Origin of the sequence: Streptomyces sp. NPDC096013 (assembly GCF_044763565.1) — a bacterium.
In the GTDB taxonomy this organism is placed as follows: domain Bacteria; phylum Actinomycetota; class Actinomycetes; order Streptomycetales; family Streptomycetaceae; genus Streptomyces.
This window is the reverse complement of the sequence record NZ_JBIWGK010000025.1, coordinates 21,955-34,349: the sequence shown is the minus strand read 5'-3', so window position 1 is coordinate 34,349 and position 12,395 is coordinate 21,955. Positions and strand designations below refer to the sequence as shown.

The following is a 12,395-nucleotide window of genomic DNA, read 5'->3' as shown; positions in this document are numbered from 1 at the left end:
CTGTCCCGCCCTGCTAGGCGTCACGCTTGCGGAAGACGACGAACGCCGCCGTCATCAGTGCCGCCACGCACCCGGCCATGACGCCTACTCCCGCCCAGGGGCCAAGCAACGTGGGGTCCTGATAGCTGGTGATGATCTGCCCGCCGGCGATCGGCGGCCAGTACTTCGACACCCAGTCTCCGAGTCCGCCGGGCAGGGCCGGGGCGAAGGCCTGGACGATCAGCATCACACCGAACAGTGAGGTCACCGTTGCCGTGGTGGACCGGATCACCGTGCCCAGAGCCAGTCCGAAGAGCCCGGCCAGTGCCAGATACAGGCCACCGCCAACGATGCCGCGCAGTGCCACGCCGTCGGAGAGCGCCAGGTGCGGAGCGCCCGCCCCGGACAGCGACGCCTGCCCGACGAGAAACCCGGCCAGCGACACGGCAACCCCGACCGGGAGCGCCACGCCCACCAGCACCACGGCCTTGGACGCCAGCACCCGCGCCCGGTGCGGAACGGCGATCAGGGTGGGGACGATCGTGCGCGCGCCGTACTCCGAGGTGATGACCAGGCCACCCAACAGTCCGAGCGCGATCTGCGCGAGCAGGTACCCGCGCAGGCTGGTGGCCAGCGGATCGAACGATGCCTGGTCCGCGAGGCTCAGGTCCGCGTACTCGCTGCCTGCGGACGAGCTGTTCAGCGCGGCGAGTCCCATGCAGAACGCCAGGGTGCCCAGGATCACGTACAACGTCGACCGCATGGTGCGGATCTTGATCCACTCGGCATGCAGGCAGTGCCAGAAGGCCACCTTTTCGCGCCGTGCTCGACGCAGCTCCGGCTTGAGGCGGAACATGAGCGGGCGCCGTCGGCCGTTCGTCGGTTCGGCGGGAAGGTGCGTCGTGGTGGCGTGTGTCATCGACTCGTCTCCTTCTCCGACTGGTACTCCACCGCATCGCGGGTCAGCTCCATGAACGCCTTTTCCAGCGACACTTGGCGCGGAGCGAGCTCGTGCAGCTCCACTCCGCCGAGCGAGGCAAGGGCGCCGATCTCGGCGGCTTCCAGGCCGGTCACCACCAAAGCGTCCTTGCCCTCGGTGCGCACCTGAACGGCCGCGGTGAGCATGCCGCGCAACGCCTGGGCCTGAGGGGAGCGGACAAAGACCTCGCGCTCGGAGTGCGCCCCGATGAAGTCCTTCATCGTCGTGTCGGCGATCAGCTTTCCGCAGCCGATGACGATGAGGTGGTCGGCGGTCAGCTCCATCTCGCTCATCAGATGGCTGGACATCAAAACCGCGCGTCCTTCGGCCGCCATCCTCCGCATCAGGGAGCGGATCCACACGATGCCCTCCGGATCCAGCCCGTTGAGCGGCTCGTCCAGGACAAGCACCGGAGGATCCCCCAGCAGGGCCGCGGCGATGCCCAGCCGCTGGCGCATACCGAGGGAGAAGGTCCCCGCACGCCGACGACTCACCCTCTCCAGGCCGACCTCTGCCAGCACCTCGTCCGTCCGGCTGCGCGGAATCCCATTGCCGGCCGCCAACGCCAACAAATGATGATAGGCAGTGCGACTGGGCAGCACCGCTCCCGGATCCAGGAGGGCCCCGACCGCCTTCAGCGGCGCGGGCTGCGCGGCGTACGACCGCCCGCCCACTGTCGCCATCCCAGAACTGGCAGCGTCCAGGCCCAGGATCATGCGCATCGTGGTCGACTTGCCGGCGCCGTTGGGCCCCAGAAACCCCGTCACCTCACCGGGCCGGACCGCGAACGTCAGATCGTCCACGGCCAGGACCTCGCCATAGCGTTTTGACAGGCCACGTACTTCGATCATCGAGACTCCAGGCCGGTGATGGTGCACGCGACCGTCGCGTACACCCACTCACTGTCTGCCGCCGACGTGGGCCAGTCTGGGCGAACATGAGCGTTTCATGGGAACGGCGAGCCTCTGACCTGGGTAAACCCCGCAGGCGGCAGCGGACGGCCCGGAGACTCACATGAAACTCGCATGAGGGCCTCCGGCCACCGCGTGGCTCAACGACCCGGGCATCACCATGTTGAGCGAGTGCACCACACCGGTACCGGGTGAGTACGGCCGTCCCTGCGGGTCAGGCGTCGAGAACGTCACCGAGGCGATCGCCGCACGCACGACTTGAGTCCGCCGTCCAGGCGTAGTCCCGGCACTTGCGCTGCTGGCCCAAGCCTCGCATCTGCTGCACTCCTCATGGTCATGGGTCACGCTCGGGCTGCGGCGGGAATTGCTGTGCTGACTGTGCTCACAATTGTGGACACGGAAACTCGTGATGTCGGTCCTGGCGTGGGTCGGCCTTGCGGCTGTCAACGCGTCGCGGCCAGCTCCCGTAGGGGTGATCAGGCGCCGACCGGCAGGGCCGTCTCTCCGAAAAGGAGTCCACGCTCATACGAGGGTGTCGGGGGGAATTGGGGCCGGTGCCAGAGGAGCATGGCTGCCAGCTCATTCCGCGCCATGCGGCCGCCGCCGTTCTCGATAACTCCGGACAGGGCTGAGAAGTCCGCCACGGAGAGGCCCACCGCAGTCTCGATCGCCTCCGCGACCACTGCGGAGATGGCCTCCTTGGCGCGTGCTCCCCGGCGATCCGCTGTGCCGCTTCGGCGGCATCGAGCGGCTCTGTCACGAAACCCGGCCAGCCACGTGTTGCCATGTAAACGCATCAAGGTGCATGCTGTTTACATGGCAACACAGGCGTATCGTCGGGTCCTCATCACCGGCAGCAACTTAAGCGTCGACTGCGGCCCGGCCACGCGCTATCGGCAGGAAAGCCACCGGGTCGTGGGCATCGGCGGCAGCCCCGACCGGCTCGCCGCCATCTTCGGTCGGACCTTCGATGCCAGAGCTCAACGTCTTGATCGACAACGCGAGAATCCAGCGACGGATCACCATCGCGGCCGACGACGCACCGAAGGCCGTCGCCCAGAACGCGCTCGACGTCCTCCCGGCTGGCCCGGTCCACGTGGGACGTCTGCTCCTGCCGCGACTGCTGGCACACGGCCGCCCCAGCGTGTCGGCCAATGTCACTTCCGGCGAGGCACATGTCCCCCAGCCGTTTGCGCCGCTCTACGGCGGCGAAGGCGGCCCTGCCCAGCGTCGTTGTGAACCTGCGACACGCGCTGCCAGCCACACCCTGCCTGGTGGTCAGGCTGATCCCGGCCGCCGCGGCAACAGCACTCGCCAGACCCGGTCACACCCACGGAGCCGACCAGGAACAGTTCCGCGACAACGGCTTACCGCTACTGGACGGCTGGCAGCCCGGGGTCGGTTTCGGCCTGACATCCCAGCCCACCCTCACCGGCCACGCCCCCCGTACCTGAGACACAAGGACGCTACATGCCCCAGGACATCAACCGCCCCAGCACCAGCGCAGGCGGAGACATGCGCATGCTGGACAACCCCGTCTGGCGATCACTGAAGGGTGTTCACCGAGCTCTCGCACTGACCGACGACCGTGGCCGGGCCGCCCGTTACCCGGCCGATGTGTCACCGTTCATGGCTCTGCCCGACGACGCGACGCAACGGGACTGGGAGGCACTGGCACGGATAGCCGGTCCGGACCCGGTCCTGATCATGGACGCACCGGCCAACGCACCGGCGTCGTGGAAGCTGACGCGCGCCGTCCCGATCTACCAGATGGTCGCCACCGACGCCGCCACCCAACCCGGCAAACGGCGCACCGCTGCCTTCCCCATCGACATACTCGGGCCCAGTGATGCTGGTGAGTTGCGCGAGCTCGCACGCATCGCGGAGCCCGGCCCGTTCGAACTTCGCACCCCGCAACTCGGAACCTTCATCGGCGCCCGCAACGGCGACGGCACGCTGATCGCCATGGCCGGCGAACGCATGCGACCCGGGGGATGGACCGAGATCAGCGCGATCTGCACCCACCCCGACTACCGCGGCAAGGGGCTGGCCAGGGCTTGCACCCAGCAGATGATCGACATCATCACCGGCCGCGGCGAGCGCCCGTTCCTGCACGTCCTCACCACCAACACCAGTGCGGTCGGCCTGTACGAATCGATGGGATTCGCCATCCGCCGTACCGCCCTCAACAGCGTCTACGAGCCCGACTGACCGTGTTCTTTATCTGCCAAGACTTTCCAGACTTGGCAGATGGCCTTGCCTTGAGGTCTCGGGACGTTGGAAGGCTTTGCCAACGTCGTAGCGGGGTGCGCGGTGTTCGTTCTCGGCGCCGGGTGGCTGCTTCCACGGCCCATGCGGAGGCGGAGTAGCCGGTGGAGAAGTTGGCCGTGATGCCGCCGACCGAGCCGATGTTGGCGATGGAGCCGCCGCCGGACCGCTCTGCACACATGTCGATGAGAGCGGACCCCACTGGCGCATCCGGCCGGCGTTGAGTGACCTGTTCCGGCATCGCCTGTCGGTGATCTTCGCTGGTACGGTCCGGTCATGCCGCGCCTGGTGGAAGTACCTGGGTACGTACGTTTCTGGACCGCCTCGGCGGTGTCGGCCTTCGGCTCGCAGGTCACGGGGCTGGCCTTGCAGATCCTCACGGCTGTGACGCTGAACGCCTCCGCCACCGAGGTCGGCATCGTCAACGCCGCCCGCTGGGTTCCGTATCTGCTCTTCGGGCTCATGGCCGGGGTCTTGGTGGACCGCTGGCGCCGCAAGCCGATGATGGTCGCCACGGATCTCGGCAGGGGCGTCCTGCTTGGTGCGATACCGGTGTTGTACGCGCTGGATCGGCTCGGCATCCCCGCGCTGTGCGTGTTCGTCTTCGCGTTCGGGGTGCTGTCATTGCTGTTCGAGGCGGCGAACCAGTCGTACGTGCCCCAGTTGGTACCCAAGGAGCTGCTCAACTCGGGATACGCCCGTGTGCAACAGGCCGACGCGGTGGCGGGCTCGGGCGGTCCGCTGATTGCCGGGGTGCTCATCAAGATCATGGGAGCGCCGTTCGCCGTGCTGGTGGATGCTCTCACCTATCTGATATCCGGCGTGCTGCTCGCTTCGGTGCGGGCGCCCGACCCCGTCCCCGATCGAGGCGAACGGCGTGGGCTGGGCAGCGAATTGCGGGAGGGCGTGGCCTGGGTCTACCGGCATCGCACGCTGGCGTCGATCGCTCTGACCTCGCATGTGATGGTCCTCTTCAACAGCGTGGTGAGCACGGTCTTCGTGGTCTTCGCCCTGCACAGCCTGAAGATCGGGGCATTCGGATTGGGGATCTCCTACACCTGCGCGAGTGTCGGCGCGCTCCTCGGCGGTGCGCTCTCCGGGCGCGTGGCAAGAAGGTTGGACGTGGGCGCCACGCTGATCGCCTTCCGCCTGCTCGCGGCTGTCGGCTGGCTGCCCTTGGTCGTGGCCGTGCGCGGACCGTGGGCGCTCGCCTCCGTGTCGCTCGCCTGCTTCCTCGTGTCCCTGGCCATCGGCATCGCGAGCCCGGTGGAGATGAGTTACCGCCAGGCGGTGACGCCCGACCGGTTACGCGGGCGGATGAACGCGACGATCCGCTCGATGAACTGGGGCATGGTCGCGGTGGGCGCACCCCTTGGCGGAGTACTCGCCGACCAGGTCGGTTATCGCTTCGCCCTGTGGGTCGGGCTGTCGGGAGCAGTCGCCCAGGCCCTCGTGCTGGCGTTTTCTCGCGCGCGGAAGGCCCGTACCGCCGACGAACTCGATCCCTCGGCAGCCGACCTGACACGGCACGACGTGGAAGCGACTGCCGGGGAGGGCAAGGACTGATCAGCTCGCGGTGGCGCAGGCTCGGCTTTTCGAGGCGTGAGCTGTCGTCCTGCTGCTGGTCGCCTTCGGCGTCCCGTCACCGCACCCCGGCCCGCGTCGCGGAGCCGAGGCGCGGGGGACAGTGAGTCGGCCCGGGAGCTACGGCCCGGTGCCCGTGGCCGTCATGACCCGCGTCGGCGCTGGTGGGGCCACTCCCCTGTGACAGCCCCACCAGGCGGCCCCTGCCGTGCTGACCCACTGCGGTGTCCGGACTCAGCAGCTGGTGAGCCACTTGTGGGACAGCACCTTCAGGCCGGGGCCGCCGCTGACGCCAGGGCCCTTCACGCCCTGTCCTATGCAGCCGAGATACCCCGAATAGCCCGTTCCGGAATAGAGACCGACTCCCTCGTACGAGGAGGAAGTCCCGTTGTTGTAGACCGACTTGACGTTGCGGTCATCCGCCCAGGAACACGTCACGGTCCCGCTGGTCCAGTCGTTGTCGGCGTTGCTCCAACTGCACCGGTTTCCCGTGTAGTTGATCTGGTCCCAGACACACAGGCTGCCGGAGGGGCAACTCGCGGCGGCTTCGGCCGAACCCGGTGCCAACAGGCCCAGAGCCGCCACCGTGGCGGCGACGACGCTCGCGCTCAGAGTCCTGCGGACGGTGCGTGTTGTGACGTTCATTCATGGTCCCTTCCCGTAAGTGATCCTTCCGGCCAGGAACACGTCTCCGGCCGGCCCCTTGGCGGTGGGTGCGCCGATAGTGGAGGGCCGACCTTGTCCCGACCTGGCGGAAACCTTGTCCGCCCGGCACCCGCTCGCTGTGACGGATCCGCAACCCAGGTGATGACGGCGACCGGCCAGGCAGATGGACTGACAGGACGGACCTCCGGCTACCGGGGCCGTTGCAGTCGCCGGACACTCCGTCTGCCTGTTCAGGAAGGCACGGCACCGTCCGCAGCCACGGCCCCCCGTACCCGTTGCTCCTCGCGTGCGGAGCCGACGTCCCGTTCCAGGGGGCTGCGGCTCACGGCCGTCGTGAGGTCGTCGAGAGCGCGTTTCTGCATTTCCGCCCCGCGTCGCAGCACCGGGCTCCGTTCCCGGTCGGCGACGCCCTCCCACGCGTGGAGCGCCTCCTCCACGCGCCGCCAGTCCGGGTTCCTGTGCTCGCGCACGTCTTCTGCCGCCTGCGCGGTGTCCGCCTCCAGGGCTTCGGCGAGCCGCTCCGCCTCGGGGGCGAAACGGCCGGCGTCCTGCGGGACGTGGCTCTCCATGAGCATCGCCGCCCGGCCGAACCCCTGGAGCGCCTCCTGCGCTTCCTCCGCCTCGCGCGACGTCAGACCACGGGGACGGACCGGTTCATGCTTCGCCTGCTCGTAGGCACCCTGCCAGGCGGCACGTGCCTCTCTGCTGGCCAGCAGGGCGCTGCGCATGTCGGTGCGATGCTCCCGGGTGGGTTCGGCGTAGCTGCGGAGCACCGCGGCCGCGTAACGGCCGTTGGCGGCGAGCCAGTCCGCGAGCCGGCCCGGCAGCTGGGGTGTCTCCCATGCGGGGAACAGCACGTACGCCAGCATGGCCAGGGCCCCGCCCAGCAGGGTGAGCACCACCCGCTCCGGGACCGTCTGATCCAATCCCTGCCCGCCCATACCAAGCAGGAAGACGACGTATGCGGCGGTGAAGCACTGGGAGTAGGCGTAGCCGGTACGGATCAGGGTGTAGGACAGGCCCGCCGAGACCACCGTCAGCGCGCCGAACACATGGGCGTCCGGGCCCAGGGCCCGCACCGTCGCGGTGGCGAGCGCGACTCCCACGAGGGTTCCGACGAAACGGGCCACCGCACGCGCGTACGTCCGGTGGAAGTCGGGCCGCATCACCATCACTGAGGCGATGGGCGCCCAGTAGCCGTGGCTGAGGGGCAGCCGGGCGGCGATCAGATAGCCGAGCGTGGACACCGCCGCCAGGCGGACGGCGTGCCGGAATACGGGCGAGTCCCGGCGGAGTTCACGGCGAACCGCCTGGAGGACGACCGGGACCAGCCGGAGCAGTGTCGGGCGGACCAGGAACTGGGCCCGCGCGGGGTCTGGGGGCGTGGGCGCCTCCCGGCGCGCGTCGCAGCTCTCGGCGATTTCCAGGGTCTCGCCGAGCAGTTCGACGAGCCGTTCGGCGGCTTGCCGCGCGGGGCCCTGCAACACCTCGTGCTCCTCGTCGACGTGCAGGACGTCCGCGCTTTCGGCCGGCACTTCGGCGGGCGTGCCGCGGCGGATCGAACGGGCGGCCGCGTCCAGGACGTCGGCGGCCGCGTCGAGCAGCTCTCGCGCGCGGTCTCGCTCGGGCCCCTCCGCCGGTGCGCCGATGTCCGGGTCGGCGAGCGCGGCGACGACCGGCCGGATGCGTTCGGCGAGGCCTCGGGGGCCGTGAAGGGCGGGCGGACGAGTGCGGGCCTGCGATGGTGTCACGGCCGCCGCGTCCCGGGCCGTCATCAACGGTTCCGGGTCGAATGGGGCGGTCGGGTCGTGCCGCAATCGGCGGGCGTAGTCCGCCACGGCGGCCAGGGCGTCGGCGAGCGCGTCCCGGTGCGCCGCCCAGCGGCGGATCGGGAACAGCAGGATCAGCGCAGCCTGTACCACGCCCCCGAGCGCGATCACCCCGGCGTGCTCCAGGGCTTGCCCGACGCTGGTCGGCAGGGTGACGGTCACCAGCATGCTGCCGACCGTCGTCGCCGCGACGATCCCGGCGGTCGGTCCGACGGCCCAGGCCATCCCCGTCACAAAGGCCCATACGGCCAGCAGGGGGAGGAACGTCACGAGCCGCCCCGCGGCCAGGTAGCCCACGAAGGTGCTGAGTGCCAGACCCGCGCTCGCGCCGAGCGCGATCACCTTGCGCGGGCGCCAGGTGCGCTGGAAGGTGGCGCCGCCTGCGGAGTAGGCACCGAGGGCGGCGGACGCCGCGTACGCGGGGGACCCCAGCCACAGCACCGACCCGAGGACGATCGCCACCCCGGCAGCCGTGCGCAGCGCGAGCAGAGGCTCCAGCCGCGTCTCCTCGATCGTGAGCCCGGATCGCACGACCTCACCGAAGGCCCGCAGCCATCTCACGGCTGTGAACCCAGCCGGAAGACCCCGGCGGGGCGCGTCGGACGCGTCACCGCTTCCTGACGGCACCGCGCTCGGCGGGCGCGCCCCCGTGCCCGTCTCCACTGATGGACGGGCTCCCTTTCCCGCAATGGCGATCGACGACCACACCCCGAGGGCCGGCTGCTCAGCCCCGTCCGCTCGACGTCGTCCTCGGGGCCGATCCATGATCGCCGACGGAGGTCGCGAAGCGGCTGGTTCACTTCGCGCTCCCGTCGTCCTCGTTGTTCTGTTTGTTCTGGTTGTTCTGGTTGCTCTGGTTGCTCTGGTTGTCCTGGAGGGTCTGACGACGCTCCTGTTCGCGCTTGGAATAGGCGGCTGCCCGGATGGCCTCGTCGCTCTCCAGACCTGAGCCCAGTGCGCCGCCCACGGTGGCGACCGAGGCGACGAACCAGCACAACGTCCAGTACTGGGCGGCGTTCAGCGGGGTTCGGGTCGTGGAGCCGAACACTCGGTCGTTGAGGATGAACAGCGCCCACACCAAGTTGATCACGATCAGACCCGCATAGCAGACGAGCACTCCGATCGCCACGGTCACGACCGTCGAGGTGTTGTAGAGCCGTGCCCTCTGTCTCGCCTCCAGCGAGTCCTCCGCCGATCGATGCCACAGCTGCGCGTCGATGATCAGCCAGCCGATCATGATGCAGACCGATCCGACCGTGGCGATGACGAGGCGTGGCACGCTCAGCGCCTGAGCCAGGACCCAGATGGTGGAGTTGACGGTGGCAACCACTCCCGTGCCGAGTGCGGCCGCCAGGGCCTTGGACAAGCCAGGCACCAACCGCCACGGCCGGTTGGCGCGGACCATGCCTAGCAATACGCGCAGGTAACCGCGCGGCCCGCTGGCGACGTATCGAAGGTCGGGGGTGTCCGTCTCACCGTCCGGACCGGGGCGGACGGGCGAGAGACGACGGGTGAGAGGCCCCAGCAGCCGCTGCTTCTGCGGAGGTTCGCCGGTCCCGGTGGCCGGCAGCCCCGCCAGGCCGAGCACGGCTTCTTCCACGGCCTGCCGGGCCCTCGTCTGGAGCCGCAGGCCGCCCAGGGAGGGAAGGGACAGCAGCGCCAGGCCGTGTTCGTGACTGAGATTCACGGCGAGCTTGCGCCCGTGCAAGTGGAGCGGAAGGTCCGTGAGGGCCACGACGATGTCCCAGTTCTCGGCACTTCCGCGGTCCTTGATCCGGCGCATCAAGGTGGGCGGGTCCTCGGCCGCCGCGGTGAAGGGCTCACTGATCACCTCGATGGTGAACCGTAGCTGCCGGCCCGACTTGTCGGCGAGCCGAGCAGGAAGTGTCTCGGCCATGCGCTGCGCGATTTCCGTCGGCGCGTCCGGGTCCGCCAGGAGAGCCACGACCGTAGCGCCCGGGGGCGACATCCGCATGAATGGACCTCCTCGTGGCTGCCCTCAGTCCCCCAGCGCCCCCAGATGCGCCGAAGGGACGTCGGGCTTCGCAACCAGCCTGGCCGACGGCGGGGCGCGAACGCGTGCGTATGGCGGGACCCATGGGCCTCATCGGCTCCTGCTCCTACTCGTGAGTCTCGTCGCCCGCTGGGCGTCAGGCGAGCCAGGCGGACTCCTTCGGACGGGTGTGCGGGGAGCTGTCGGTGCTGCCGGGTGCGGCCGTGTGGCCCAGGTAGCGGTGAACGAAGTGGATGCTCATCGAGCCTTCGCCGACCGCCGAGGCCACACGCTTCACCGAGCCGCTGCGGACGTCGCCGGCGGCGAACACGCCCGGCAGGCTGGTCTCCAGCGTCAGACAGTCGCGGCCCTGGCTCTGCCACAGTTCGGGGACGGAACACGCCTGCGCCTCCGCGCCGGTGAGTACGTAGCCGCGCGCGTCGAGGGCGAGCGCGCCGGACAGCCACTGGGTGTGAGGGTCGGCGCCGGTGAAGACGAACAGGGCCCGTACCGCGAGGTCGCGGTGCTCGCCCGTACGGTGGTCGACCACGGTGACGGCCTCCAGCGCCTTGTCACCGTGTGCCTCGGTCACCTCAGTGTGCAGCAGGACGCGCACCCGCGGGTGGCGCTCGATCTGATCGATCAGGTAGCGGGACATGTGCGCGTCGAGGCTCGGGCCCCGGACGAGCAGATACACCTGTGGTGCGTACCCGGCCAGGAAGAGCACGGCCTGCCCCGCGGAGTTGCCGCCGCCGACCACCGCCACGGGATCGGCACCGCACTGCTGGGCCTCGTAGACGGTCGCCGAGTAGTGGACGCTCGTGCCCTCCAACGGCTCGATGCCCGGCGCGTGGAGGCGGCGGTAGCGGGCGCCGGTGGCCAGGACGACGGTCCGGGCGGTGATCTCGGTGCCGTCTGTGAATCCGACGGCGTAGTGGCCGTCCCGCCGTTCGAGCCGGGCCGCTTCCGCCGGGAGGCTGATCCGGGCGCCGAACTTGTCCGCCTGGAGCACGGCGCGCTCGGTGAGTTCGGCGCCGGAGATGCCGGAGGGGAAGCCGAAGCAGTTCTCGATGCGGGAGGAGGTCCCGGCCTGGCCGCCGGTGGCCAGCACCTCGACCACGGTCGTGCCGAGGCCCTCCGAGGCGGCGTTCACCGCGGCGGCGAGACCGGCCGGGCCGGAGCCGACGACGAGGAGATCGCCGCGGCCGTTGCCCGATTCCAGGTGCGGCAGGCCCATCAAGCGGGCCAGTTCGGCGTTACTCGGGTTGCGCAGCAGGGTGGTGTCCCGCCAGATCACCAGCGGCGTCTCCTCCGGGCCGACCCCGAAGCGGCTCAGCAGAGCCTCGGCCTCCTGGTCCGTCTCCAGGTCGATCCAGCGGTGCGGCAGCCGGTTGCGGGCGGCGAACTCGCGCAGCCGACGGGTGTCGGGCGAGTAGCGCGAGCCGATGATGCGGAAGCCGGCGCCCTGCCCGACGAGCAGAGCGCGGCGGCCCAGGCAGGCGCGCAGCACCACATCAGCGAGAGTGGAGTCCCGGCTCACCAGGTCACGCAGCTGATCCATGGAGAGGGCGAGGATCTCGCCGGGGTCCCTGACCTGGGCGGTGTAGAAGGCCACTTGGCCGTTCAGGAGGCCGAGTTCTCCGATGAAGCGCCCAGGACCGTGCACCCGCAACAGGCGTTCATCGGGTGTGCCGTAGCCCTCGACGACGGCGATCGAGCCGCTGAGGACGACGTAGAACGTGTCGCATCGCTCGCCCTCCCGGATCAGCACGTCACCTGCCGCGGTGGCGCGCCGTTGGCCGTGTTGCGCCAGGCGGGCCACCTGGTCGTCCGACAGGCGGGGATAGGCGCCGTAGATGTCGGGGGTCTCGAAGGGGACCCTGTCCTCCGCCTCGTCCGGCCGTGTCTCGTCGCCGGACATCAGACGAACGCCTCGTGGACGTAGCACCATCGCCAGTCCTCGCCGGGCTCCAGCGACGCCACGACCGGATGGCCGTCGGCGGCGGCGTGGCGGCGGGCGTGCCGGTTCGGCGAGGAATCGCAGCAGCCTACGTGCCCGCAGGTCAGGCAGAGCCTGAGGTGGACCCAGGGGGAACCCATGGCCAGGCACTCCTCGCACCCCTGGGCGCGCGGGGTGACGGGGCGTACGAGGGCGAGGTGCGGGTCGGTTCCTATGGTCATGGCCG

Annotated in this window: 9 protein-coding genes; 2 read left to right on the top strand and 7 right to left on the bottom strand. The window is 69.7% G+C overall.

Annotated elements, in window-relative coordinates; translation table 11 throughout:
* Positions 1-13: 13 nt before the first annotated feature.
* The gene (locus tag ACIRB1_RS43915) at positions 14-898 is read right to left on the bottom strand and encodes an ABC transporter permease (RefSeq protein WP_403469589.1); all 885 of its coding nucleotides are present in this window, start codon (positions 896-898) and stop codon (positions 14-16) included.
* Entirely contained in the window at positions 895-1,809 is a 915-nt protein-coding gene (locus ACIRB1_RS43910; protein WP_403469588.1) for an ABC transporter ATP-binding protein, read from the bottom strand. The genes ACIRB1_RS43915 and ACIRB1_RS43910 overlap by 4 nt, the downstream gene beginning before the upstream one ends.
* 1,530 nt (positions 1,810-3,339) lie before the next feature.
* On the opposite strand from ACIRB1_RS43910, the gene ACIRB1_RS43905 reads away from it, so the two are divergent.
* A complete protein-coding gene (locus ACIRB1_RS43905; protein WP_403469587.1) occupies positions 3,340-4,080 on the top strand; it encodes a GNAT family N-acetyltransferase in 741 nt (246 codons plus the stop codon).
* A 333-nt stretch (positions 4,081-4,413) separates the two neighbouring features.
* Complete coding sequence (locus ACIRB1_RS43900) at positions 4,414-5,703, top strand: MFS transporter (RefSeq protein ID WP_403469586.1); 1,290 nt, start codon at positions 4,414-4,416, stop codon at positions 5,701-5,703.
* Between the two features lie 252 nt (positions 5,704-5,955).
* Here ACIRB1_RS43900 and ACIRB1_RS43895 read toward each other — a convergent pair whose 3' ends face one another.
* The 5 genes from ACIRB1_RS43895 to ACIRB1_RS43875 all read right to left on the bottom strand — a co-directional run bounded on the left by ACIRB1_RS43895 (position 5,956) and on the right by ACIRB1_RS43875 (position 12,390).
* Positions 5,956-6,366, bottom strand: a complete 411-nt coding sequence (locus tag ACIRB1_RS43895) for a peptidase inhibitor family I36 protein (RefSeq protein ID WP_403469585.1) — start codon at positions 6,364-6,366, stop codon at positions 5,956-5,958.
* Positions 6,367-6,617: 251 nt separating this feature from the next.
* Positions 6,618-8,777 (bottom strand): FUSC family protein, encoded by a 2,160-nt coding sequence (locus tag ACIRB1_RS43890; RefSeq protein ID WP_403469584.1) that lies wholly within the window; start codon positions 8,775-8,777, stop codon positions 6,618-6,620.
* A 235-nt stretch (positions 8,778-9,012) separates the two neighbouring features.
* Positions 9,013-10,191, bottom strand: a complete 1,179-nt coding sequence (locus ACIRB1_RS43885) for a hypothetical protein (protein WP_403469583.1) — start codon at positions 10,189-10,191, stop codon at positions 9,013-9,015.
* 175 nt (positions 10,192-10,366) lie between these two features.
* Positions 10,367-12,130, bottom strand: a complete 1,764-nt coding sequence (locus ACIRB1_RS43880; RefSeq protein WP_403469582.1) for an FAD-dependent oxidoreductase — start codon at positions 12,128-12,130, stop codon at positions 10,367-10,369.
* Positions 12,130-12,390 (bottom strand): UBP-type zinc finger domain-containing protein, encoded by a 261-nt coding sequence (locus tag ACIRB1_RS43875; RefSeq protein ID WP_403469581.1) that lies wholly within the window; start codon positions 12,388-12,390, stop codon positions 12,130-12,132. Before ACIRB1_RS43875 ends, ACIRB1_RS43880 begins: the two co-directional genes overlap by 1 nt.
* Between the last annotated feature and the right edge of the window lie 5 nt (positions 12,391-12,395).